26 protein-coding genes are annotated in these 21,471 nt (G+C 59.9%); 13 read left to right on the top strand and 13 right to left on the bottom strand.

Annotation, left to right across the window (positions count from 1 at the left end):
* Positions 1–4: 4 nt before the first annotated feature.
* The gene (locus tag AC2CGQ_RS00105; protein WP_044030620.1) at positions 5–1,597 is read right to left on the bottom strand and encodes an ATP-binding protein; all 1,593 of its coding nucleotides are present in this window, start codon (positions 1,595–1,597) and stop codon (positions 5–7) included.
* Between the two features lie 326 nt (positions 1,598–1,923).
* Here AC2CGQ_RS00105 and AC2CGQ_RS00110 point away from each other — a divergent pair, with 326 nt between their 5' ends.
* Entirely contained in the window at positions 1,924–3,279 is a 1,356-nt protein-coding gene (locus AC2CGQ_RS00110; protein WP_172574911.1) for a 2-hydroxycarboxylate transporter family protein, read from the top strand.
* Between the two features lie 98 nt (positions 3,280–3,377).
* Here AC2CGQ_RS00110 and AC2CGQ_RS00115 read toward each other — a convergent pair whose 3' ends face one another.
* Positions 3,378–4,349, bottom strand: coding sequence for a patatin-like phospholipase family protein (locus AC2CGQ_RS00115; RefSeq protein ID WP_484593371.1), 972 nt, complete (start codon positions 4,347–4,349; stop codon positions 3,378–3,380).
* Positions 4,350–4,555: 206 nt separating this feature from the next.
* On the opposite strand from AC2CGQ_RS00115, the gene AC2CGQ_RS00120 reads away from it, so the two are divergent.
* From AC2CGQ_RS00120 to AC2CGQ_RS00140, 5 genes are all read left to right on the top strand, one after another.
* Positions 4,556–5,500, top strand: coding sequence for an MBL fold metallo-hydrolase (locus AC2CGQ_RS00120; protein WP_033632274.1), 945 nt, complete (start codon positions 4,556–4,558; stop codon positions 5,498–5,500).
* Positions 5,501–5,653: 153 nt separating this feature from the next.
* Positions 5,654–6,394 carry an SDR family oxidoreductase gene (locus tag AC2CGQ_RS00125; RefSeq protein ID WP_033632275.1) on the top strand — a complete coding sequence of 247 codons (741 nt, stop codon included), beginning with the start codon at positions 5,654–5,656 and terminating at the stop codon, positions 6,392–6,394.
* A 64-nt stretch (positions 6,395–6,458) separates the two neighbouring features.
* A complete protein-coding gene (locus AC2CGQ_RS00130; protein ID WP_072010089.1) occupies positions 6,459–6,653 on the top strand; it encodes a DUF1289 domain-containing protein in 195 nt (64 codons plus the stop codon).
* A 77-nt stretch (positions 6,654–6,730) separates the two neighbouring features.
* Positions 6,731–7,018: a CopG family ribbon-helix-helix protein gene (locus tag AC2CGQ_RS00135; protein ID WP_033632276.1), complete on the top strand. Its 288-nt coding sequence runs from the start codon at positions 6,731–6,733 to the stop codon at positions 7,016–7,018.
* Positions 7,018–7,305, top strand: a complete 288-nt coding sequence (locus AC2CGQ_RS00140) for a type II toxin-antitoxin system RelE/ParE family toxin (protein WP_033632277.1) — start codon at positions 7,018–7,020, stop codon at positions 7,303–7,305. The genes AC2CGQ_RS00135 and AC2CGQ_RS00140 overlap by 1 nt, the downstream gene beginning before the upstream one ends.
* Before the next feature lie 43 nt (positions 7,306–7,348).
* Here the strand turns inward: AC2CGQ_RS00140 and nrdF are convergent, their stop codons facing one another.
* The 5 genes from nrdF to AC2CGQ_RS00165 all read right to left on the bottom strand — a co-directional run bounded on the left by nrdF (position 7,349) and on the right by AC2CGQ_RS00165 (position 11,804).
* Positions 7,349–8,320: a class 1b ribonucleoside-diphosphate reductase subunit beta gene (gene nrdF / locus AC2CGQ_RS00145; protein WP_004928917.1), complete on the bottom strand. Its 972-nt coding sequence runs from the start codon at positions 8,318–8,320 to the stop codon at positions 7,349–7,351.
* A gap of 8 nt (positions 8,321–8,328) precedes the next feature.
* On the bottom strand, positions 8,329–10,473 hold the full coding sequence (gene nrdE, locus AC2CGQ_RS00150; RefSeq protein WP_015378866.1) for a class 1b ribonucleoside-diphosphate reductase subunit alpha: 2,145 nt from the start codon (positions 10,471–10,473) through the stop codon (positions 8,329–8,331).
* Entirely contained in the window at positions 10,455–10,859 is a 405-nt protein-coding gene (nrdI, locus tag AC2CGQ_RS00155) for a class Ib ribonucleoside-diphosphate reductase assembly flavoprotein NrdI (protein ID WP_015378865.1), read from the bottom strand. The genes nrdE and nrdI overlap by 19 nt, the downstream gene beginning before the upstream one ends.
* Before the next feature lie 9 nt (positions 10,860–10,868).
* Entirely contained in the window at positions 10,869–11,099 is a 231-nt protein-coding gene (gene nrdH / locus AC2CGQ_RS00160) for a glutaredoxin-like protein NrdH (protein WP_004928934.1), read from the bottom strand.
* 273 nt (positions 11,100–11,372) lie between these two features.
* Positions 11,373–11,804 carry a carboxymuconolactone decarboxylase family protein gene (locus AC2CGQ_RS00165; RefSeq protein ID WP_099982236.1) on the bottom strand — a complete coding sequence of 144 codons (432 nt, stop codon included), beginning with the start codon at positions 11,802–11,804 and terminating at the stop codon, positions 11,373–11,375.
* Between the two features lie 95 nt (positions 11,805–11,899).
* Here AC2CGQ_RS00165 and pdxR point away from each other — a divergent pair, with 95 nt between their 5' ends.
* Positions 11,900–13,330 carry a MocR-like pyridoxine biosynthesis transcription factor PdxR gene (gene pdxR, locus AC2CGQ_RS00170; protein WP_336956255.1) on the top strand — a complete coding sequence of 477 codons (1,431 nt, stop codon included), beginning with the start codon at positions 11,900–11,902 and terminating at the stop codon, positions 13,328–13,330.
* A 61-nt stretch (positions 13,331–13,391) separates the two neighbouring features.
* On the opposite strand, the gene AC2CGQ_RS00175 is transcribed toward pdxR, so the two are convergent.
* Positions 13,392–13,700: an ElaB/YgaM/YqjD family protein gene (locus tag AC2CGQ_RS00175; RefSeq protein WP_004928950.1), complete on the bottom strand. Its 309-nt coding sequence runs from the start codon at positions 13,698–13,700 to the stop codon at positions 13,392–13,394.
* A 229-nt stretch (positions 13,701–13,929) separates the two neighbouring features.
* Here AC2CGQ_RS00175 and asr point away from each other — a divergent pair, with 229 nt between their 5' ends.
* A complete protein-coding gene (asr, locus tag AC2CGQ_RS00180; RefSeq protein ID WP_033632280.1) occupies positions 13,930–14,286 on the top strand; it encodes an acid resistance repetitive basic protein Asr in 357 nt (118 codons plus the stop codon).
* Positions 14,287–14,481: 195 nt separating this feature from the next.
* Here the strand turns inward: asr and AC2CGQ_RS00185 are convergent, their stop codons facing one another.
* Both AC2CGQ_RS00185 and AC2CGQ_RS00190 read right to left on the bottom strand, forming a co-directional pair.
* The gene (locus AC2CGQ_RS00185) at positions 14,482–14,862 is read right to left on the bottom strand and encodes a DUF4440 domain-containing protein (protein WP_033632281.1); all 381 of its coding nucleotides are present in this window, start codon (positions 14,860–14,862) and stop codon (positions 14,482–14,484) included.
* The gene (locus AC2CGQ_RS00190) at positions 14,859–16,241 is read right to left on the bottom strand and encodes an MFS transporter (RefSeq protein WP_484593372.1); all 1,383 of its coding nucleotides are present in this window, start codon (positions 16,239–16,241) and stop codon (positions 14,859–14,861) included. The genes AC2CGQ_RS00185 and AC2CGQ_RS00190 overlap by 4 nt, the downstream gene beginning before the upstream one ends.
* A 105-nt stretch (positions 16,242–16,346) precedes the next feature.
* Here AC2CGQ_RS00190 and AC2CGQ_RS00195 point away from each other — a divergent pair, with 105 nt between their 5' ends.
* The 3 genes from AC2CGQ_RS00195 to AC2CGQ_RS00205 all read left to right on the top strand — a co-directional run bounded on the left by AC2CGQ_RS00195 (position 16,347) and on the right by AC2CGQ_RS00205 (position 18,955).
* Positions 16,347–17,243 (top strand): LysR family transcriptional regulator, encoded by an 897-nt coding sequence (locus tag AC2CGQ_RS00195; RefSeq protein WP_484593373.1) that lies wholly within the window; start codon positions 16,347–16,349, stop codon positions 17,241–17,243.
* A gap of 98 nt (positions 17,244–17,341) precedes the next feature.
* A complete protein-coding gene (locus AC2CGQ_RS00200) occupies positions 17,342–18,514 on the top strand; it encodes an MFS transporter (RefSeq protein WP_171454613.1) in 1,173 nt (390 codons plus the stop codon).
* Positions 18,515–18,616: 102 nt separating this feature from the next.
* Complete coding sequence (locus tag AC2CGQ_RS00205; protein ID WP_004928971.1) at positions 18,617–18,955, top strand: DUF2002 family protein; 339 nt, start codon at positions 18,617–18,619, stop codon at positions 18,953–18,955.
* A gap of 25 nt (positions 18,956–18,980) precedes the next feature.
* Here the strand turns inward: AC2CGQ_RS00205 and AC2CGQ_RS00210 are convergent, their stop codons facing one another.
* Together AC2CGQ_RS00210 and AC2CGQ_RS00215 are read right to left on the bottom strand one after the other, a co-directional pair.
* Positions 18,981–19,427: a DUF1198 family protein gene (locus AC2CGQ_RS00210; RefSeq protein ID WP_484593374.1), complete on the bottom strand. Its 447-nt coding sequence runs from the start codon at positions 19,425–19,427 to the stop codon at positions 18,981–18,983.
* Positions 19,428–19,491: 64 nt separating this feature from the next.
* Complete coding sequence (locus AC2CGQ_RS00215) at positions 19,492–19,827, bottom strand: MbeD/MobD family mobilization/exclusion family protein (protein WP_004928976.1); 336 nt, start codon at positions 19,825–19,827, stop codon at positions 19,492–19,494.
* A gap of 184 nt (positions 19,828–20,011) precedes the next feature.
* Here AC2CGQ_RS00215 and smrA point away from each other — a divergent pair, with 184 nt between their 5' ends.
* Positions 20,012–20,584 (top strand): DNA endonuclease SmrA, encoded by a 573-nt coding sequence (smrA, locus tag AC2CGQ_RS00220; RefSeq protein WP_075686641.1) that lies wholly within the window; start codon positions 20,012–20,014, stop codon positions 20,582–20,584.
* A gap of 50 nt (positions 20,585–20,634) precedes the next feature.
* Here smrA and AC2CGQ_RS00225 read toward each other — a convergent pair whose 3' ends face one another.
* Positions 20,635–21,048: a DoxX family protein gene (locus AC2CGQ_RS00225; RefSeq protein ID WP_004928980.1), complete on the bottom strand. Its 414-nt coding sequence runs from the start codon at positions 21,046–21,048 to the stop codon at positions 20,635–20,637.
* Between the two features lie 192 nt (positions 21,049–21,240).
* On the opposite strand from AC2CGQ_RS00225, the gene AC2CGQ_RS00230 reads away from it, so the two are divergent.
* On the top strand, positions 21,241–21,471 hold the full coding sequence (locus AC2CGQ_RS00230) for a (4Fe-4S)-binding protein (RefSeq protein WP_033633592.1): 231 nt from the start codon (positions 21,241–21,243) through the stop codon (positions 21,469–21,471).

The raw sequence follows: 21,471 nt of genomic DNA on the forward strand, positions 1-21,471 counted from the left end.
GGTTTTATTTAGGGATAAATATAGAGAATATCGCGCCGTGCGGCTCGTTGTCCGACACTTCTATGCTGCCGTGCGCCTGCGCCACATGGCTGGCGACCAGATGCAGGCCAATGCCGTGGTCGCTTTTATCCGCTTTGGTGGTGACGCCCTGTTCAAACAGCGTATCACGAATCTCCTCGGCGATGCCGGTGCCGCGATCCGCCACCTCGATCACCAGCTCGTCGCTGCCATCGCTGATATAGAGTTCGATCGCGTCGTGCGGCGCCGGGCAGTGCAGCGTCGCTTCCACCGCATTATCCAGCAGGTTGCCGACGATCGACATCAGTTCGGTCTCATTCAGCGCCGCCGGGATCTGCCGCAGTTGGCAGGCCGGATCGAAGCGCAGCTCGATGCCTTTTTCTCTGGCGCTGGAATATTTGCCCAGCAGCAGGCCGCACAGCGCCGCCGAACTGAAGCGCTGCGAGATGAAATCGAGGATCTCCTGTGCGCCCTCGGACTGGGCTTCCACATAGCGAATGGCCTCGTCGTAGCGCTGCATATGCAACAGCCCGGCCAGCGTGGCGGTCCAGTTCAGCTGCTCGTGGCGCATGATGCGCAGGTTGTCGGCATAGCGTTTCACCTGACTGAGCTGGCTGCTCAGGGTATTGATATCGTTCTTGTCGCGGAAGCTGATCACCCAGCCTTGCAGCTCCTGCTCCTGCATGATGCGCACCCGGCTGGCGATCACCCGCACGTGGTTGAAGCGGCACACCTCGTCGTGCGTATCCTGGCCCAGTTGCGCGGCGGCGAAGAAGTCAGGCTGCGCCTGGATCACGTCGCCGATCGGCCGGCCCAGCAAACTGGCGGCGGGCTGGTGCAGATCCAATAGCTCGCGCGCCGCATGGTTGATGGTGATGATCCGCTGCTGTGGATCGATGGCGATCACGCCCTCATAAATGGCTTCCAGCAGCGCTTTTTGCTGACGCACCAGCAGCGCGATCTCTTTCGGTTCCAGCCAGAACATCTGGCGCTTGAGGTTTTTCGACAGCAGCCAGGAAAAGACGAACAGGGCGATCAGCAGCAGGACGATGGAGCCGATAATTTGCGTCAACGTCCTGGCATTTAAATTATCTATGTGCGATTTCAAATAGCCGACGGAAACGATACCGATCACGTGATTATTTTCATCCAGGATCGGCGCCTTGCTGCGCAATGAAACGCCAATGCCGCCCTTGCGAATGGAAATAATGCTTTTCCCTTCCAGCACCTCTTTATTATCGCCGCCGATCATCGGCGTGCCCAAGCGGCCTTCGTATTCGGAATGATAAAGGTGGCGGGCATGACTATCGCCGATGACGATATAACTGGCGTCGCTGCTGGCGCGGATTTTTTTCATCAGCGCGGCAATTCTGGCTGCGTCGTGTTTTTCCACTGCGTCCACCAGCGAAGGAATGAGGGCGATTTCCCGCGCCTGCACCTGGGCGCGGGCGCCGAGATCGCGGTGCAGCTGCGCATCCAACTGGTAATAGGTGTAGGCGCCGATACAGGTCAGCAGCAGGCAGGAGAAGGCCACCAGGCACAGAAACAGCTTGATTTGAAATGAGAGTTTGAGGCGCATGGCGGAGCTTCACCGTAAAGAGATCCTGAAGCCTTACCCTATCACGAGAAGCGGGGTCTGTAATATTGCGCCCGATCAACTTGTGATCCTTCACACGGGATTAGAGTGGATCGGACGAGAATTGTTCGCCTGCGATAAAATTGATAAGCTTTAAAATAAAAACGGTATTAACACCATTAAAACCACGCCAGTTTTTACATAATCTTAATTAACCCCATAGAAACCATAACCACCATTAAAAACCCTTTTTAACTTTGAACATAATCACAGCAGATAATCCGTGCGCTTCTCTATGATGGCTGAACAAACTAATAAGAGGCCAGATTATGAGCACAACAGATGATTCTTACCTCGTAGCCAAAGACAAGACCGCCGATATTCCTCTGCGTGAGAAATGGTGGCGGATACTGGACAATTATAAAGTAGGGATTATTCCGTTACCGTTCTTTATTCTGGCCGGCGTATTGATTCTGCTCGACTGCCTGGAAGGCAAATTGCCGAGCGATATCGTGGTGATGGTGGCCACCCTGGCGTTCTTCGGTTTCGCCTGTGGCGAATTCGGCAAACGCCTGCCGTTGATCGGCAAAATGGGCGCGGCGGCGATCTGCGCCACCTTTATTCCTTCCGCGCTGGTGCACTATGGCCTGTTGCCGGACGTGGTGGTGGAGTCGACCACCAAGTTCTACAAATCGACCAACATTCTTTATCTCTACATTTGCTGCATCATCGTCGGCAGCATCATGAGCATGAACCGCCAGGTGCTGATCCAGGGTTTCCTGCGCATCTTCATTCCGATGCTGTGCGGCGAGATCGTCGGCATGCTGGTGGGGATGGGCGTCGGCATGGCGCTGGGCCTGGAGCCGTTCCAGATCTTCTTCTTCCTGATCTTGCCGATCATGGCCGGCGGCGTGGGTGAAGGGGCGATCCCGCTGTCGATGGGCTACGCGGCGATCCTGCACATGGAGCAGGGCGTGGCGCTGGGGCGCATTCTGCCGATCGTGATGCTCGGCAGCCTGACCGCTATCGTCATCGCCGGCCTGCTCAACCAGCTGGGCAAGCGTTATCCGCACCTGACCGGCGAAGGCAACCTGATGCCGAGCAAGCAGGGCGACAGCAACATGAACGCAGTGGAAAAAATCAGCGGCAAGGTGGACGTCAGCACCATCGCCTGCGGCGCGTTGCTGGCTATCCTGCTGTATATGGTGGGCATGCTGCTGCACCGTCTGATCGGCCTGCCGGCGCCGGTGGGCATGCTGTTCGCCGCCGTAGCGGTGAAGCTGGCGCACGGGGTGTCGCCGCGCATTCAGGAAGGTTCGCAGATGGTGTACAAATTCTTCCGCACCGCCGTGACTTATCCGATCCTGTTCGCGGTCGGGGTGGCCATCACGCCGTGGCAGGAGCTGGTGGATGCGTTCACCGTCCAGAATCTGATCGTGATCGTCACGACCGTCAGCGCGCTGGTGGCGACCGGTTTCTTCGTCGGCAAGAAAATCGGCATGCACCCTATCGACGTGGCGATCGTCTCCTGTTGCCAGAGCGGGCAGGGTGGCACCGGCGACGTCGCGATCCTCACCGCCGGCAATCGCATGTCGCTGATGCCGTTCGCCCAGATCGCAACCCGTATCGGTGGCGCTATCAACGTCTCGCTGTCGCTGCTGGTGTTGGCCAAGTTCTTCGTATAACTCCTATAAATCCTTAGCGTTACTTTGCCTTTCCCCGCCCCCGCGGGGATTTTTTTTGCCCGCGCGCCGGCCAGACGCGCGGGCAGGGGAAACGCCGGTTATGCCGCCTGTTTCATGGCGGTGTCGTACCAAGCGAAGTAGCGCTCTACGCCGCGGCGGCCGGATTCGATCAGCGCGCGTTTCTTCTCCTCGCTGATGCCGAACTCCAGCGTGCCGACGTCGAGCGTGTCGACATACACGGTGCGTTTCCAATCATCGCTGTCCAGATGCACCTTGGTTTGGATGTCCAGCATCACGTTGGCCACCGCCAGGGTGAAATCAAACAGGTTGTTGACCGGCGTGCGCGGGCCGGCCTGGCCGGCGGCCTGGGCGATTTCGTTGGCGGAGTCGAGGCGAATGCCCAGCGTGCGGGTGTTGATGCGCTGGCTGGCGCTGTCGATGTAAGGCGGCGTGGCGGAGAAGTCATAGTCGAACAGCCGCACCGGATAGTTGTCGATCATGCCGCCGTCGATGCACAGATCGCCCAGGGTATTGTTCTTCGCTACGAAGGCGAACGGGAACGACATCGAAATGCGCAGGCCGTCCGCTACTTTCATGCGCGGCGTAGTGCGGTGCGAATAAACTTCGCGTTGGCCGCTGTTGAGGTTAGCGCCGATAAAGTAAATCGACTTGAACCCTTTCGCCGCCTTCATCGCTTCGAACTGCTCGAAGGTAATATCCGGGTTGCCGGTATATTGCTTGATAATATCGCGCGACCATTGATAGAAATAATCGCCGGGCGCGATGCCGTATTGATTGAACAGGCGATAGGCGTCCTGGATCGTACCGAAAAAGCCGCCGTTATAATCGAGGAATTTTTTAAAATCCATCGCCGACAGAATTTTGGTGACGTCCGCTGAGCTGCAGCCCAGGCCGACCAGCAGCGCGGCGATGGCGCCCGCCGAGGCGCCGGAGGTTTGCTTGATCTGCGGCATGATGCCTTTGGCTTCCAGCAGTTCCAGCGCGCCGCCATAGGCGATGCCTTTTACGCCGCCGCCTTCAAAGACCAGGTTTTCGAATTGATAGCTCATGTTATTTCCTTACTCGTGGTTTAGGGAGTAAGGAAAATAACCAAGTGGCGAACGAGAAAATATTGATTGGGGTTGTGTGGGGCGGCAAACAAAATTATTCACAATAAATATATTATTTATATATTTATCAAAGGCATTTATTAAACAGGCGCATCGGGCTTTTTGCGTCAATACTTAGCGCTGTTCAATTCTCGCAAGGAGTCATCATGTTCTGGAAACGTTGTCTGCTGGGCGCGGCGCTGGCCGTTATGTCATTACAGGCCGGGGCCGCCGCGCCGCAGGCCAAAACCCCGACGCCGGGATTCTACCGCATCATGCTGGGCAGTTTTGAAGTGACCGCGTTGTCCGATGGCATCATTCGCCTGCCGGCGGACAAGCTGTTGCTGAACAGTACGCCGCAGCAGATCGCCGCCGGGTTGGCCGAGCGGCATCAAAGCCTGCCGGTGGTCACCTCGGTCAATGCCTATCTGATCAACACCGGCGACAAGCTGGTGATGATTGACAGCGGCGCCGGCCAACTGCTGGGCGACGGCCTGGGCAAGCTGGTGGATAACCTGCGCGCGGCGGGCTACCAGCCGGAGCAGGTGGATGAAATCTACCTGACCCACATGCACCCGGATCACCTCGGCGGCCTGACGCACGACGGCAAGGCGGCATTCCCCAATGCGGTGGTGCGCGCCGCCAGCCAGGACGCGGACTTCTGGCTGAGCGCGGACCAACTGAAACAGGCCAAAGCAGAGAGTAAAAGCAACTTCGAACGGGCCCAGGCGGCGATCAAGCCGTACCAGGCGACCGGCCACTTTAAGCCGTTCAGCGGCGACGGCGAACTGTCGCCGGGCATTGCCGCCTTCGCCGCTCACGGCCATACGCCGGGGCACAGCGTGTATCAGGTGACCAGCCAGGGCAAGAAGCTGTTGCTGTTGGGGGATCTGATCCACGTGGCGGCGGTGCAGTTGCCGCATCCTAAGGTGGCTATCAGCTTTGACAGCGACGCTAAGGCGGCGGTCGCTCAGCGGCTGCGGATATTTGGCGACAGCGCGCGGCAGAACGAGCTGGTCGGCGGCGCACACCTGTCGTTCCCGGGGTTGGGGTATCTGAACCGCCAGGGCGACGGTTACACCTGGGTGCCGCTGAATTACGGCGCGCTGTAATGGACATGGCCGCCCGTTGGGCGGCCATCGAATAGAGCCCAGCGGCATTGTTCGATAATTTGGGATTATGATGCCAGAAAAGCGGGGCTGATTCGCCGTGATAAACAGTGCATGATTAACGCTCTGCCCGTTGCTTTCTTTAAGGATCTCCCGATGAACCAGAAAACGCCTCCTGTCGCCATCGTCACCGGCGCATCCCGTGGCATCGGCGCGGCCATTGCCGAGCGTCTGGCCGCCGATGGCTTTACCGTCATCATCAACTATTCAGGCAACCCGGCGCCGGCCGATGAGCTGGTGCGCAAGATAGAACAGCGCGGCGGCCGCGCCTTGAGCGTCAAGGCCGACGTCAGCGATGCGGCTGCGGTCACCCGGCTGTTCGACAGCGCCGAACAGGCGTTTGGCGGCGTCGACGTGCTGGTCAATAACGCCGGGGTGATCGCGCTGGCGCCGATAGCGGACATGAAGGATGAAGACGCGGATCGCCTGCTCGACATCAACCTGAAAGGCAGCTTCAATGCGATGCGCGAGGCGGCGAAGCGCCTGCGCGACAACGGCCGCATCATCAACTTTTCTTCCAGCGTGGTGGGGTTGCTGCAGCCGGGTTACGGCATGTATGCCGCCAGCAAGGCGGCGATCGAAGCGCTGACCAGCGTGCTGGCGAAAGAGCTGCGCGGCCGCAATATCACGGTGAACGCCGTCGCGCCGGGGCCGACCGCCACCGGCTTGTTCCTCGACGGCAAAACCCCGGAGCTTATCGAGCGGCTGGCGAAGATGGCGCCGCTGGAGCGCCTGGGCACGCCGGAGGATATCGCCGCGGCGGTGGCTTTTCTCGCCGGGGCCGACGGCGGCTGGATCAATGGCCAAACCTTACGCGCCAACGGCGGCATCATCTGATTGGCGACGCGCCGCCGCCGGATCGGGTATCCTGTGGCGGAACATATCACATCAAGGGCAACGTATGGCGGGCCACACTCAGCAATCCTATCCTGGCGTCAGATCGCCCTGCGTCAGCCTGTGCCGGATCGACGACGAAACCCAGCAGTGCCGCGGATGCCGGCGCACGCGGGCGGAGATCGCCGCCTGGCCGACCGCCAGCGACACGGAGAAACGCGCTATTTGGCGGCGGCTAGAGTTGCGTCAATGGGTGAAATAATCCTCAGTGTTATTGCGCTGTCAGACTTCGTGTAGCACAATTGAGCTACATGTAACAGACCGACGTTGGGAGCGCTTATGTCTACGACGACCATCCGTATTCCAGATGAGCTTAAAGCCCGCGTGGCCGCCGTCGCCGAGCAGACTGGCGTGACGTCTCACAGCTTTATTTTGCAGGCAATAACGGAGAAAACGCAGCAAGAAGAGTTGCGCCGCGACTTTGAGAATGAAGCGGAAAAACGCTATGCCAAGATAATTGCGACGGGAGAGACGGTTTCTTGGAAAGAGATGCGCGGTTATTTGGAAAATTACGCTGCGGGTAACACCGCTGCGGTTAAACCTGCCGTTAAAAAACTGGGGCGCTGATGGCAAATGTCGAGTTGGCGCCAGAGGTCAGGGATGATATAGAACGTATTCTCGCTCATTTGGCTCAGTATGCTGCCGCGGATTCAGGGCGGCGCATTCAGGAAATCATCCAGGCGGTTGCGGTATTGGAACATAATCCATTGATCGGACGGTCCCTTGGCGCAGGGCTGCGTGAATTGATTATTGGGCAGCAAGCTCGCGGTTATTTGGCGCTCTACAAATATATCCCTGATATCGATACGGCATTTGTTCTGGCGATCCGCAGTCAGAAAGAACAAGGGTATTGAATGCACGATACCGGCCTGAAAGACCGGTATCGTTGTCATGTCCTCAGAAATCCCAGTCCTCATCCTCGGTGTTGACCGCCTTGCCGATGACGTAAGACGACCCTGAACCGGAGAAGAAATCGTGGTTTTCGTCGGCGTTCGGCGACAGCGCCGACAGGATCGCCGGGTTGACCTCCGCCATCGCCGGTGGGAACAGCGCTTCATACCCGAGGTTCATCAGCGCCTTGTTGGCGTTGTAGTGCAGGAAGGTCTTCACGTCTTCCGTCCAGCCGACGCCGTCGTACAGCTCCTCGGTGTAACGCACCTCGTTGTCGTACAGATCCTGCAGCAGATCGAAGGCGAAGTTTTTCACCTGCTGGCGCCGCGCGGCGTCCACCTTCTCCAGCCCTTTCTGGAACTTATAGCCGATATAGTAGCCGTGCACCGCTTCGTCGCGAATGATCAGGCGGATCAGATCGGCGGTGTTGGTCAGCTTGGCGCGGCTGGACCAGTACATCGGCAGGTAAAAGCCCGAATAGAACAGGAACGACTCGAGGAACACGCTGGCGACTTTTTTCAACAGCGGATCGTCGCTGCGGTAGTGCGCCAGAATGATGCCGGCTTTCTTCTGCAGCGCGCGGTTTTCCTCGCTCCAGCGATAGGCGTCATCCACGTCCGGCGTTTGGCACAGGGTGGAGAAGATTGAGCTGTAAGAGCGGGCGTGCACCGCCTCCATAAAACTGATGTTGGAGTACACCGCCTCTTCGTGCGGCGTCAGCGCATCGGCGATCAGGGCCGGCGCGCCGACGGTGTTCTGGATGGTGTCCAGCAGCGTCAGCCCGGTGAACACCCGAATGGTCAGCTGCTGCTCCTTCGGCGTCAGCGTGGCCCAGGAGGGGATATCGTTGGACAGCGGCACCTTCTCCGGCAGCCAGAAGTTGGAGGTCAGGCGGTTCCACACCTCCAGATCCTTGTCGTCTTCGATGATGTTCCAGTTGATGGCGCGCACCAGCGGCGCCGATGTTACGGTCGTCATAAGTTGCCTCACAGCGAGCAGGACACGCAGCCCTGCACCTCGGTGCCTTCCAGCGCCATCTGGCGCAGGCGGATGTAGTAAATGGTCTTGATGCCTTTGCGCCAGGCGTAGATCTGCGCGCGGTTGATGTCGCGGGTAGTGGCGGTATCGCGGAAGAACAACGTCAGCGACAGCCCCTGATCGACGTGTTGCGTGGCGGCGGCATAGGTATCGATGATTTTCTCCGGGCCAATCTCGTAGGCATCCTGGTAATACGCCAGGTTGTCGTTGGTCATGTAAGGCGCCGGGTAGTAAACGCGGCCGATCTTGCCTTCCTTGCGGATCTCGATGCGCGAAACGATCGGATGAATGCTGGAGGTGGCGTTGTTGATGTACGAGATGGAGCCGGTCGGCGGCACCGCCTGCAGGTTCTGGTTGTACAGCCCGTGCATCATCACCGACTGGCGCAGCGCGCGCCACTCGTCGCGCCCCGGAATGGCGATGCCGGCGGCGGCGAACAGCTCGCGCACCCGCTCGGTCTGCGGCAGCCAGTCGCGTTCGGTATATTTGTCGAAGTACTCGCCGCTGGCATAGCGTGAGTGCTCAAAGCCGTCGAACGCGCCGCCGCGTTCGATCGCCAGTCGGTTCGAGGCGCGGATGGCGTGATAGGCCACGGTATAGAAATAGAGATTGGTGAAGTCGATGCCTTCTTCCGAGCCGTAGAAGATGCGCTCGCGCGCCAGGTAACCGTGCAGGTTCATCTGGCCCAGACCGATGGCGCGGGCGCTGCGGTTGCCTTCGGCGATCGACGGCACCGAGCGGATGTCGCTCATGTCGGCCACCGCGGTCAGCGCACGGATCGCGGTCTCGATCGCTTTGCCGAAGTCTGGCGCGTCCATGGTTTTGGCGATGTTCAGCGAGCCGAGGTTGCAGGAGATGTCCTTGCCGATGCGATCGTAGCTCAGATCTTCATGATACGTACTGGCGCGGTTGACCTGCAGGATCTCCGAACACAGGTTGCTCATGTTGATGCGACCGGCGATCGGGTTCTCCCGGTTGACCGTGTCCTCGAACATGACATACGGGTAGCCGGATTCGAACTGGATCTCCGCCAGCACCTGGAAGAATTCGCGCGCATTGATGCGCGACTTGCGGATGCGCTTGTCGTCCACCATCTCGCGGTACTTCTCGCTGACGGCAATCTCCGAAAACGGCACGCCATACACCCGCTCGACGTCGTAGGGCGAGAACAGGTACATCTCCTCGTTGTTCTTCGCCAGCTCAAAGGTGATATCCGGGATCACCACCCCCAGCGACAGCGTTTTGATGCGGATCTTCTCGTCGGCGTTTTCCCGCTTGGTGTCGAGAAAACGCAGAATGTCCGGGTGGTGGGCGTTGAGATATACCGCGCCGGCTCCCTGGCGTGCGCCGAGCTGGTTGGCGTAGGAGAAGGCATCTTCGAGCATTTTCATGATCGGAATGACGCCGGAAGACTGGTTCTCGATGCGCTTGATCGGCGCGCCCACTTCGCGAATATTGCTCAGCAGGAAGGCCACGCCGCCGCCGCGTTTCGACAGCTGCAGCGCGGAGTTCACCGCCCGGCCGATCGATTCCATATTGTCTTCGATGCGTAGCAGGAAGCAGGAGACCAGTTCGCCGCGTTGGCGTTTGCCGCAGTTGAGGAAGGTCGGCGTGGCCGGCTGGAAGCGGCCCGAAATCATCTCCTCCACCAGATCCTGCGCCAGGGCGGTATCGCCCGCCGCCAGCGTCATCGCCACCATGCACACCCGATCTTCGTAGCGTTCCAGATAGCGCTTGCCGTCGAAGGTTTTGAGCGTATAGCTGGTGTAGTACTTGAAGGCGCCGAGGAAGGTCTCGAAGCGGAATTTTTTGGCGTAGGCCTGCTGGAACAGCTGCTTGATAAACGGGAACTCGTACTGCGCCAGCACCTGCGGCTCGTAGTAGCCTTCTTCCACCAGATAGCGCAGCTTTTCCTCCAGGTTATGGAAGAACACGGTGTTTTGGTTGACGTGCTGCAGGAAGTAGTGCCGCGCCGCCAGCCGATCCTTGTCGAACTGGATCCGGCCTTCCGCATCGTAAAGATTGAGCATCGCGTTGAGCGAATGGTAATCCAGCGCGCCCGTCTCGGGCCTGGTCAGTTCTGTCGTTGCCAAAATGCGGTTACTCCCTGTCGAACGTTTTCAACGTCTTGCGCGGTGCCGAGCAGCTCGAAGCGGTACAAAAAAGGCACCTGGCATTTTTTGGCGATGATGTCGCCGGCGATGCCGTACGCTGCGCCGAAGTTGGTGTTCCCGGCGGCGATGACGCCGCGCAGGTATGAACGGTTTTGCGGAACGTTGAGAAAGCGGATCACCTGGATCGGCACCGCGCCGACGGCGCTGCCGCCGCCATAGCTGGGCACGATCAAGATATAGGGTTGTTCCATCAGCAATTTGCTGCGGGCGCCGGCGATCGGAATGCGGATCGCCGGCAGGCCCAGTTTCTCAACGAATCGGTGGGTGTTCTCCGAACTGCTGGAGAAATAGACCAGCGGATTCATCGTCGAGCCTCAGCAGGTGAGCGCCAGCGCGCCGATTTTGTCCGGACGGAAACCGGACCAGTGATCGTCACCGGCGATAATCACCGGAACCTGCTGATAACCTAATGATTTAACGTGGTTCAGCGCCTGCTGATCCTGGGTGAGATCGATCACCTGATAATCAATCCCCTGCTTATCAAATGCGCGATAGGTGGCGTTGCACTGGACACAGTCCGGCTTGCTGTAAATAATAATGCTCATGATTCGCATTTACCTTTAGGCTGAAGGAAAGGCGGACAAGTCAGATAACGGAGCATCGTTCCTGGCGTTTCTGACGGCGTTATCAACCGAACGACATTCCCTGCGGCTGACCTATAAAATACTATATGTTGATATCTGTTTTATCAACCACGCTATATATGGTGTTTTGTCGGGTTTTGCGCGCAGACCGCGTCGGAGCTGGGAAGGCGAGGGGAAAATTTTTTTGCGGGTGGGAAATTCCCCCCTCTCAGAGAAGAGGGGGAGGCGAACGCATTATTGGCGCATGCTGACGGCCAGCCGGTTGAAGGCGTTCATGATGCTGATGGCGAAGGTCAGATCGGCGATCTCTGTATCGCTGAAGTGCGCTTTCAGCGCCTCAAAAGCGCTGTCCGGCGCGCCGGTGGCGGCGATCAGCGTCACCGACTCGGCCCATTCCAGCGCCGCGCGTTCACGCTCGTTGAATTCATGGCTGACGCGCCAGCCCGCCAGCGTATCGAGTTTGGCGTGGCCGAAGCCGCTTTCGCGCAGCGCTTTGCCGTGCATGTCCAGGCAGTAGGCGCAGCCGTTGATCTGCGAAACGCGCATAAACATCAACTCGATGGTCGCTTTGTCCAGAGCGCCTTTCTCCAGCGCCATCAGCGCGCTCACCATATTTTTGTACGGGGCGGGCGCCAGCTCGGCGTAATTCAAACGTGGCTTAATCATGGTCAACCTCAATCGATAGTAACGAAATCATGCCGCTACTTTAGCGGCCTTATGGTCTATGCTATAGGGCCATAAAATGATTATTTAACCGGGCCATGATGCCAACTTTCCTGACCTCGCTGCGTTTGGACAGCCGGCTCGCCGAACCGCTGTACCGGCAGATTTATCTGCGAATCAAAGACGCCATCGCCCAGGGCAACCTGGCGGCGGGCAGCCGGCTGCCTTCGGTGCGCGGGTTGGCGAGCGATCTTGGCGTGGCGCGCGCCACGGTGGAAAGCGCCTATGCTCAACTGATCGCCGAAGGTTTCTTGCTGAGCCGGGGGCAGGCAGGCACCTATGTCTCGCCGCAGTTGCCGCCCATGCAGGGGGCGGCATCCGCTGAACCGCCGCTGCCGGCGGTGGCGCCCGATCCGCTGCAGCCGCAGGGCATGCTGCAGCCTTTCCAACTGGGCGTGCCGGCGCTGGATGCGTTTCCACGTGCGCTGTGGCAGCGCATTGTCGCCCGCCAGCTGCGCGGTTCTACGGTGGCTTCCCTGGCGCTGCCGCCGGCCGGCGGCCTGCCTGAACTGCGTGAGGCGATCGCCCATTATCTGCATTTGTCGCGCGGCATCAGCTGCCAGCCGGAGCAGATTTTCCTCTGCGCCGGCTACCCGGCGCTGTTGGACTGGGTGGTGGAGACGCTGTTGCATGCCGGTGACGCGGTATGGATTGAAGATCCCGGTTATCCGGTTACGCGCCCGCTACTGCGGGCCGCCGGCGTGAGGCCGGTCGCCGTGCCGGTGGATGAACAGGGCATGGACATCGCCGCCGGGATCCTGACTGAGCCCGAGGCGCGGCTGGCGGTGGTCACGCCGACTCATCAGAGCCCGCTCGGCGTCTCGCTCAGCCTGGCGCGGCGGATGGCGCTGCTCGACTGGGCGCAGCAGCGCGGGGCCTGGATCCTCGAGGATGACTACGACAGCGAATTTCGCTATCACGGGCGGCCATTGCCGCCGCTGAAAAGCCTCGACGTTCAGGGGCGGGTGCTGTACGCCGGCACTTTCAGCAAAACGCTGTTCCCGGCGCTGCGCATGGCTTATTTGGTGGTGCCCGCCGGTCTGACGGCGGCATTCGCGCGCAGCAGCCGGCTGCGCGGCTGCGGCTGCCCACCGCTGCTGCAGGCAAGCGTGGCGGATTTCATCCGCCAAGGGCATTTCTACCGCCACCTGAAACGCATGCGGCCGCTGTACCGCCAGCGGCGCGAGTGGCTGACGCAGGCGCTGGAACGGCGACTGGAGGCGTGGCTGACGGTGGTGCCGCAGCAAGGGGGCATTCAGCTGTTGGCCCGGCTGTGCGACGACATGGCGGATGCGCCCTTGGCGGCGCAGGCGTGGCAACAGGGGCTGGCGGTGCAGGCGCTCTCAGACTGGCGCATCGACAGTCCGGCGGGGCAGGGGTTACTGTTGGGGTTCGCCAATTTCAGCCGGCGAGAGGAGGCGGAGCGGGCGGTGCAGGGGCTAGCGCAGCTGTTTAAACACGCAAATTAAACGGCCCGCGATTTCCGCGGGCCAGACGCACATCTGTTTTATCTTTATGACTGCAGGGGTGTTAACGCCGGGCCAGCAGCACGCCGAGCACGATGCCGACAGCGGCACCGATCCCTACGCCCTGCCAAGGTTTGTCACGCACATAGCTGTCGGCTTGATCGACCGCGTCGCGCGCATGCTGTGTCAGACTGGTGGAGCCATTGAACCGCGCCCGGGCGTCGCGCAACACGCCTTTCGCCTTGCTGTGCAGCTCTTTCAGTTCCTCTTTGGTCTTGTCACCGGACTCGCGCAACACTTCATCCAGCGTATCGGCCAACAGAGTGACGTCCTGATCGATGTCGCGTTCTGTTCTTTCCGCTTTCTTAAACATTCAGCTCTCCATTTCGACACATGTCTTTTAAGTGTAGACCATGTCGAGATTTGCGTGGCCGATCACGGAAAAAAACCGCCGTCACGCAGGTGTTTGCCGGCGCCTGGGCTTTGTACATTTGGTTACTCGGCGAAACCAATCACTCACGGAAGCGGCGGTTTGATTCCACTAGTATCTGTTTCAACGGCTCCACCGGAGCTTACCGAAACAACACTCTGAGGATTTAAAGATGAAAAAAGTATTAGCGCTGATCGTTGCTGCCACTATGGGTCTGTCTTCTGTTGCTTTCGCTGCTGATACTGCAGCTACTGCTCCGGCTACCACCACCGCGCCAGCTGCGACCACCACCACCACTACCGCTGCGCCAGCGGCGGCTGCTGAAAAAGCGCCAGCTAAAGCGACGCACCACAAGAAAGCCAAGCACCACAAAAAAGCGCCAGCCCAGAAAGCTCAGGCCGCTAAAAAGCACCACAAAAAAGCGCCGGCTCAGAAAGCCCAGGCCGCTAAAAAGCACCACAAAAAAGCGCCAGTGCAGAAAGCTCAGGCCGCTAAAAAACACCACAAAAAAGCCGGTAAAAAAGCATAATTAAGTGATGTTTGCGGAACCGAAAGGTTCCGCACGCTCCAGTCCGTACTCCAGACACCCGGTTCTTCCGGGTGTCTTCTTTTGAGGCGACGCACGATGATCAATCGCTATCTGTTTGAAGTCATTTTCAGCGCGGTAACCCTGTGCGGGGTGATCGTCGGTTGGGAACTGTTTTTGGCCGGCAGCTTCCTGTGATCATTGCGCCGCGGCGGTTTCATGCAAATGCCGCCAGCCGAGCGCGTTGAGCTGGCGTTCAAACACCACCGTGGAGTAGCGCAGCGTAGCGCTTTGTCCCGGCAGACTCTGTTTTTCCCGGTAGCTGACTACCGCGCCCGTCGGCCATTCGGCCACCAGCTTCATCTCTTCTATCTCGATTTCCAGTCCCGGTTTGGCGGCGCGATGCGCGCGGAAAAAAGCGCACAGCGCGGTGAAATCCTGCGGGGCGCCGTTCAGCGCGATCATGCTGAAATCCGGCGTAAAGCGCGCCAGCAGCGCCTGCTCTTCTCCGGCCCCTTTGCCCAGCCAGCGTTCAATGGCGATGTGGGCGTCGATCACTTCGGTAAAATACGGGTTCATAAAGCATCCTGTTGAGCGTTGAATTGGCGCACGATGGCGCGGTTGGCGAGGCGCAGGCACAGCAGCAGCGGGATAAGTACGCTGGCGCCCGCCAGAATGAAGCAGGTGCGGTAAGCCGCCGCGGGCGGCAACACGGCCAGCAGCAGATTCAGCAGCAGGCTGAGCAGCGCCACACCGAGGCAAAAACTGAGTTGGCGGTTGATGTTCCACAGCGCGCTGGCGTCCGCCAACTGAGCGTCGGGGATCTGCAGGAACGCGCTGCTCTGCGCGGTGCTGCTGCACAGGCTGCCGCCGAACCCCATCAGGGCGAAGGCGGCGATCTGCAACGCGTGCTGCCCGGCCTGATCGATCTGCGCCAGCGTCAGCATGCCGGCGCCTTGCAGCAGGCAGCCGACGATCAGCAGCGGCCGCGGGCCGAGGCGGTTAAAGGTTTTGCCAGTCAGCGTGATGGCCAGGAACGATGCCAGCGCCCAGGGCAGCATCAGGCCGCCAACCTGTGCGGCGGGCATCCCCAGCTGGTTTTGCAGATACAGCATTGCCACCAGGCTGACGCCGATGAACAGGCCGGGAATGCACAAATAAATCGTCATGGCGTTGCGCAGCAGCGGATCGCCGACCAGCCGCAGGTTCAGCAGCGGCTGCGGGGTGCGCAGACTATGGCGCAAATAATAGGCCAGCACCAGCAGACCGGCGGCCAGCAGCGCCGCGCCGGAAACCTGATGGCCGGCCTCGCTCAGCCGGGTCAGGCCGAGCAGCAGCAGCGTCAGCGCCGCGCAGCCGCTCAGCAGCCCCGTGGCGTCGAGCGGTTTACGCGCCGCCGTCGGCGCTTCCGCGCGCAGCCACAGCGCCGCCAGCGCCAGGGCCAGAGCCGCCAGCGGCAGGTTGGCGAAAAACACCCAGCGCCAGTCCAACCGATCGACGAGCCAGCCGCCCAGCGCCGGTGACAGCGCCGGCGCCAGCAGCCCGACCAACATGATGGCGGCCGACAGCCCGGCGCGTTCATGGCTGCGATACAGCTGATAGGTCAGCGTCTGGCCGATGGGGATCAGCAAGCCGCCGCCCATGCCCTGCAGGGTGCGCCAGCCGATCAGCGCGCCGATGCTGTCGGCGTTGCCTGCGCCGAGGGTGGCCAGCATGAACAGCGCCAGCGAGAGCAGAAACACCCGCCGTCCGCCGATGCGCTGCGCCAGCCAGGCGCTGAGCGGGATCACCAGCGTCAGGCCGAGAATATAGCCGTTGCTGACCCACGCCAGCTGGCTGACCGATGCTCGCATCGCCTGGCCGATGGCGGGGTAGGCGACGTTGGCGATAAACATATTGATCAGATCGACGAAAAAGCCGAGCAGATAGACGATTGCCACTTTGCTGCGATAAGACATGGTGCCTCCGGTTGAAGGCGAGCAGTGTAGCGGGGGGAAAAGTGCGGATAAATCGGCGGCGGGCGATTACACTGTCAAAATGATTTTGACAATAAGGGCAGCGAAATGCTGAATTTGCAGCGCCTGGCGATCTTCGCGGCGGTGGTGGAGGCGGGCAGCTTTACCGCAGCGGCGGTGGCGCTGGGGCAAACCAAGGCGGTGGTGAGCTTTAACGTCAAGCAGTTGGAGAACGAACTGGGGGTGTCACTGCTGGCGCGCAGCACCCGCCGATTATCGCTGACCGATGCCGGCGAACGCTTCTACCAGCGCAGCCTGCAGTTGTTGCAGGAGGCGGAGAACGTGCTCGACGACGTGCGCCGCGATCATCACGGGCTGAGCGGCGTGCTGCGCATCACCAGCACGCCGGAGTACGGCACGCAGGTGGTGGCGCCGGCGCTGGTGGCTTTTTCGCGCCAGCATCCGCGCCTGCGCATCCAGCATGTCTCTTCTTCTTATCATGCCGATCTGATTTCGGAGCGCTTCGACGTGGCGATCCGCCTGGGCCAGCTGGCGGATTCCAGCCACCGCGCGGCCTTGATCGACAGCTTCGCCATTTTTCCGGTGGCGGCGCCGGATTATCTGGCCGACCGGCCGATTCATTCGCTGACGGATCTGGCGCAGGCGCAGTGGATTGCCCACAGCCGGCTCAGTTCGCCGCTCAGCTGGCAGGTGGTCACGCCGCAGCGCGAAGCGGTGCTGTTCAAGGTGGCGGACGCCGCGATGCTCACCGGCGACAGCGCTGCGGCATTGCTGGCGTTCGCCCTGCATGGCGGCGGCGTGGCGCTGCTGCCGGCGTGGCTGGCGCAGCCCGAGATCGACGCCGGCAGGCTGCAGCGGTTGCTGCCGGATCACCGTTTCCCCGAGCAGAGCATCTATGCGCTCTACCCGAATACCCGCCATGTGCCGGAGAAGGTGCGGGCGTTTATCGATTTTCTGCGCGTGCGGGTGGCGGCAAACCGTTAGCGAAATAATAATTCGTTATCACTCTCTCATTTATCATCAAATCTCATCGGGGTATGCTGGAGGGCTTCGTCTACCTCGTCCGATGCGAGCCACCTTCGATGACCGCAGAAAATAACTTCCAGCTGAACCGACGCATTCTGTCCGTGGTGATGTTCACCTTCGTCTGCTATCTGACCATCGGCCTGCCGCTGGCGGTGCTGCCGGGATTTGTGCATGACCACCTGGGCTACAACTCGGTGCTGGCGGGCCTTATCATTAGCGCGCAGTACTTCGCCACGCTGTTCAGCCGCCCGCATGCCGGGCGCTACGCCGATCAGCTGGGGCCGAAGAAGGTGGTGCTGTTCGGCCTGGCGTGCTGCGGCGCCAGCGGGCTGTTTTACGCGCTGGCGTTTGGCGTTGACGGTTATCCGTGGCTCAGCCTGCTGTTGCTGTGCGTGGGGCGGGTGTTTCTCGGCGTCGGCGAAAGCTTCGCCAGCACCGGTTCCACGCTGTGGGGCATCGGCCGGGTCGGGGCGATGCACACCGCACGGGTGATTTCCTGGAACGGCGTCGCCACCTACGGGGCGATGGCGGCCGGCGCGCCGCTCGGCGTGTACCTGAATCAGCAGTGGGGCTTGGCCGGAGTGGCGGCGCTGATCGTGCTGGCGGTCGCGGTGGCGCTGCTGTTGGCGAGCGGCAAGCCGGACGTCTCGATCGCCGCCGGGCAACGCATCGCCTTTAGCGCGGTGTTCGGCCGCATCTGGGCCTATGGTCTCGGGCTGGCTATGGGCACCGTCGGCTTCGGCGTCATCGCCACGTTCATCACCCTTTACTACGCCGACAAGGGCTGGAGCGGCGCGGCGTTTTCGCTGACGCTGTTCAGCTGCGCCTTCGTCGGCATCCGCCTGATTTTCAGCAACGTCATCAACCGCCACGGCGGGTTGAAGGTGACGCTGGCATCGTTTCTGGTCGAGATCGTCGGGCTGTTGTTGATCTGGCAGGCCGGCGAACCCTGGATGGTGCAAACCGGCGCGTTGCTGGCCGGCGCCGGTTTTTCGCTGGTGTTCCCGGCGCTGGGCGTTGAGGCGGTGAAACAGGTGCCGCCGCAGAACCAGGGCACGGCGCTCGGCACTTATTCGGCGTTCCTCGACCTGGCGTTGGGCATCACCGGCCCGCTGGCCGGGCTGCTGATTGGGCAAGCGGGCGTGCCGTCGATCTATCTGGCGGCGGCACTGCTGGTGGCGCTCGGGGTGCTGCTCACCCTGCGCCTGCTGCAGCGCAGCCGGCGCTGATTCAGGAATAGTCCGAAACCCGGATTCCTCCCCAGAAAATCGTTGTTTCGGTGAATGATTACGGTAAGGTCGCTCAGCGGTCCAGAATGAGAGGAGGAATCGATGTATTTACGGCCGGATGAAGTGGCTAAAGTGTTGGAGAATACCGGCTTTGAGCGTGATTATGTCACCGATCAGGCCTATGGCTACCGCAAGGGTACGCATTATGTGTATGTGAATCGCGAAGCGCGGATGGGCAGAACCGCATTGGTGATCCACCCGGCGTTGAAAGAGAGAAGCGTGCATTTCGCCACGCCGACCTCCCCGGTGCGCACCAGCGAGCAGTATCTGGAGTTTCCCCTGGATTTAAGCAGCGACGCCCCGAACCTGCGTTACGGCATCGCACACGGCTTCAGCTCGCGCGAAGCGCTGTCGCGCTACCTCTACAGCATGTTCCTGTAATCGGTCCCCCGCCCGGGGGACGCGATCAGCCGTGGGCCAACGCTTCGCGGTTGAAACGCTCATTGTAGGCGCGGCGGAACTGCGCCAGTTCAAATGCATCGATATCCAGCTCGGCGAAGTAAAACAGCGCCGCTTCGGTGTGCTCGGCGTGCAGCTCCGGCGACAGCCCGGCGCGCAGCAGCACGTCGCGCCACAGGGCAATCTGTTCGTCGTCCGCCTGTTTGATGAACGTCAGATAGATGAACAGCAGGTAAGCGGCCTGGTGCATCTCTTCGGTGTAGCCGTTGTTCAGTATGCGGATAAAGGTCTGGCTTTGGCGGCCGCCCATTTCCTGGATCATCGATTCGATCAGCATCGGTTTGACCCTCAGCAGATGGGCCAGCGAATCGATGGCTTTGCGGGCGTCGGACGTCAGAATGCGGTAACCGATAATAAATACGACGATCAGGACGGCGAGGATGATCCAGGTCATTTAGGCTTTATTACACTCTCAATACGCCAGAAGAGGGAGAGGCGCTGTGCGACAGCGCCCGCTATCAATGCTGTTCGCCGCTGAAATTACCGACCGCGCTCTGCTGGCGCAGATGGTGGTTAAAGGTGGCCGCGTCTTTGGCCAACGCGTCGAGATGGGCGCCAAGCATTTTGATCTGCTTCACCAGCGCATGTTGTTCCGGCACCGAACTGGCGGTGCTCAGTTTGCGCGCCAGTTGTTCATTCTGCGCCCGCAGCGCGGCTTCGCGCTGTTTGGCTTCTTCCAGCAGTTGCTGCAGCGCCTGGTAGCTCTGCTGCCATTCGCGGTGTTGCCGTTCGAAGCTGCTCTGCAACTCATTCATCGCATTTTGAAACTGGATTTCCAGCTCGCGCATTGTCATGGGCTCGATCCTTTGCGGCACTCAATGATGGCTTAGCAGTATAGCGAAAACTGTTCGCAAGCTCACCCGTTGACGACAAATGAGACACATGCCACTGACAATTCCCGGCTTGCAACCGTGGCAAGGCGTCTTACAATCGACCCCATTCCCGGCCGTAAAGGCTGCCGTTCAAGAGAGGTGGAACATGAGCGAGCAGGAAAAAGACTTTTTTGAACAGGCGATGGCGGACGTGGTGCCGCTGGCGAACGGGCGGCAGACGTTGCACCTCCGGCCGCAGGAGACGGTGGACAAAAGCGCGCGGCGCGAAGCACAGCGGCTGCGGCAGGAAAACTTCCTCAGCACCGATTTTCTCGAGGTGATCCCCTGCGAACAGCCGCTGGAGTTCAAAGGGGAAGGCATTCAGCAGGGCGTGCTGGACAAGCTGCGCAACGGGCGTTACCCGCCGCAGGCGTCGCTGAACCTGCTGCGTCAGCCGGTTGAAGCCAGCCGGCAGGCGCTGTTTCGCTTCATCGTGCAGGCGGAGGCGCAAAACCTGCGTTCGCTGCTGATCGTGCATGGCCATGGGCGGCAGAACGACAGCCATCCGAATATCGTGCGCAGTTACGTCGCCAAATGGCTGGCGCAGTTTGAACAGGTGCAGGCGTTTTGCCGCGCCTTACCGCGCGACGGCGGCGAGGGCGCCTGCTACGTCACGCTGCGTAAATCGGCGCAGGCCAGGGCGGAAAACTTTGAGCGCCACGCCAAGCGCAGCCGTTGAAAGGATTGCCGAAATAAAATGGCCGGCGAATATCGCCGGCCATCGATGAATTATTTATTAAATATTTTATAGTCCAGCGAATAACGGCCGGCGCCGGTCACCGCCAGCAACAGCAAACCACCAATGATGCTGATGTTTTTAAAGAAGTTGATTTCGTTGCCCATCATTTCCATACCGGTCATTTTCCAGAATGGATGGCCGATAAACGCGGTGCCCAAAACATAGAGGGCGAAAATGACCGCGATAGGGCGAGTAAACAGGCCGAGAATAAGCGCGATGCCGAAAATAAACTCCACCACCACGGCAACGATCGCCGCCAAATAAGGCATCGGCGTGCCGTAACCTTCCATCGCCGTGACGGTCGCACCGAAGTTGACCAGTTTCATCCAGCCGAAAATGATAAACAGAATCATCAGCAATATGCGGGACAGCAGAATTACGCCGTCTTTTGAGCTATCACCCATTTCGAACTCCTTAGCCACTGTCGGAATTATGTTGTCTTACTGTATAAAGATTAGAACAATTTACGTTTTTTTCTAGCGGCGACGGGCGGTTGCGCCACTTTTTTCGATGGGCGAGACGCGTGGTGAAGCCGGCGGTATTGCCTATACTTGACTCTGGAGCAAAAACAATAAAACAGGCAATGTGAGGCCATGATGGATGAGGAATTGACCGCCGCCGGTTACCGCCGTTATTCCGGTGATAAGATTGACGTTTATTTTAACAGTGCAGTTTGCCGCCATTCCGCCAACTGCGTGCATGGCAACGCGGCTATTTTTACCCTGAATCGCCGCCCGTGGATTATGCCGGACAATGCCGACGTGGCCGAAGTGAAACGCGTTATCGATACTTGCCCCAGCGGCGCACTGAAATATAGGGAGAAATAA

Source organism: Serratia sp. DFXYC6 (assembly GCF_057196085.1).

Coding starts and splice junctions, on each gene's coding strand:
- AC2CGQ_RS00130 (WP_072010089.1), top strand. CDS start 6,459: ATGGCGGGCCACACTCAGCAATCCTATCCTGGCGTCAGATCGCCCTGC.
- AC2CGQ_RS00185 (WP_033632281.1), bottom strand. CDS start 14,862: ATGAACCCGTATTTTACCGAAGTGATCGACGCCCACATCGCCATTGAA.
- AC2CGQ_RS00120 (WP_033632274.1), top strand. CDS start 4,556: ATGTTCTGGAAACGTTGTCTGCTGGGCGCGGCGCTGGCCGTTATGTCA.
- pdxR (WP_336956255.1), top strand. CDS start 11,900: ATGATGCCAACTTTCCTGACCTCGCTGCGTTTGGACAGCCGGCTCGCC.
- AC2CGQ_RS00115 (WP_484593371.1), bottom strand. CDS start 4,349: ATGAGCTATCAATTCGAAAACCTGGTCTTTGAAGGCGGCGGCGTAAAA.
- AC2CGQ_RS00140 (WP_033632277.1), top strand. CDS start 7,018: ATGGCAAATGTCGAGTTGGCGCCAGAGGTCAGGGATGATATAGAACGT.
- nrdF (WP_004928917.1), bottom strand. CDS start 8,320: ATGACGACCGTAACATCGGCGCCGCTGGTGCGCGCCATCAACTGGAAC.
- AC2CGQ_RS00175 (WP_004928950.1), bottom strand. CDS start 13,700: ATGTTTAAGAAAGCGGAAAGAACAGAACGCGACATCGATCAGGACGTC.
- AC2CGQ_RS00225 (WP_004928980.1), bottom strand. CDS start 21,048: ATGGGTGATAGCTCAAAAGACGGCGTAATTCTGCTGTCCCGCATATTG.
- AC2CGQ_RS00190 (WP_484593372.1), bottom strand. CDS start 16,241: ATGTCTTATCGCAGCAAAGTGGCAATCGTCTATCTGCTCGGCTTTTTC.
- AC2CGQ_RS00135 (WP_033632276.1), top strand. CDS start 6,731: ATGTCTACGACGACCATCCGTATTCCAGATGAGCTTAAAGCCCGCGTG.
- AC2CGQ_RS00205 (WP_004928971.1), top strand. CDS start 18,617: ATGTATTTACGGCCGGATGAAGTGGCTAAAGTGTTGGAGAATACCGGC.
- AC2CGQ_RS00215 (WP_004928976.1), bottom strand. CDS start 19,827: ATGACAATGCGCGAGCTGGAAATCCAGTTTCAAAATGCGATGAATGAG.
- AC2CGQ_RS00195 (WP_484593373.1), top strand. CDS start 16,347: ATGCTGAATTTGCAGCGCCTGGCGATCTTCGCGGCGGTGGTGGAGGCG.
- nrdH (WP_004928934.1), bottom strand. CDS start 11,099: ATGAGCATTATTATTTACAGCAAGCCGGACTGTGTCCAGTGCAACGCC.
- AC2CGQ_RS00110 (WP_172574911.1), top strand. CDS start 1,924: ATGAGCACAACAGATGATTCTTACCTCGTAGCCAAAGACAAGACCGCC.
- smrA (WP_075686641.1), top strand. CDS start 20,012: ATGAGCGAGCAGGAAAAAGACTTTTTTGAACAGGCGATGGCGGACGTG.
- AC2CGQ_RS00200 (WP_171454613.1), top strand. CDS start 17,342: ATGACCGCAGAAAATAACTTCCAGCTGAACCGACGCATTCTGTCCGTG.
- AC2CGQ_RS00105 (WP_044030620.1), bottom strand. CDS start 1,597: ATGCGCCTCAAACTCTCATTTCAAATCAAGCTGTTTCTGTGCCTGGTG.
- AC2CGQ_RS00125 (WP_033632275.1), top strand. CDS start 5,654: ATGAACCAGAAAACGCCTCCTGTCGCCATCGTCACCGGCGCATCCCGT.
- AC2CGQ_RS00210 (WP_484593374.1), bottom strand. CDS start 19,427: ATGACCTGGATCATCCTCGCCGTCCTGATCGTCGTATTTATTATCGGT.
- AC2CGQ_RS00165 (WP_099982236.1), bottom strand. CDS start 11,804: ATGATTAAGCCACGTTTGAATTACGCCGAGCTGGCGCCCGCCCCGTAC.
- asr (WP_033632280.1), top strand. CDS start 13,930: ATGAAAAAAGTATTAGCGCTGATCGTTGCTGCCACTATGGGTCTGTCT.
- AC2CGQ_RS00230 (WP_033633592.1), top strand. CDS start 21,241: ATGGATGAGGAATTGACCGCCGCCGGTTACCGCCGTTATTCCGGTGAT.
- nrdI (WP_015378865.1), bottom strand. CDS start 10,859: ATGAATCCGCTGGTCTATTTCTCCAGCAGTTCGGAGAACACCCACCGA.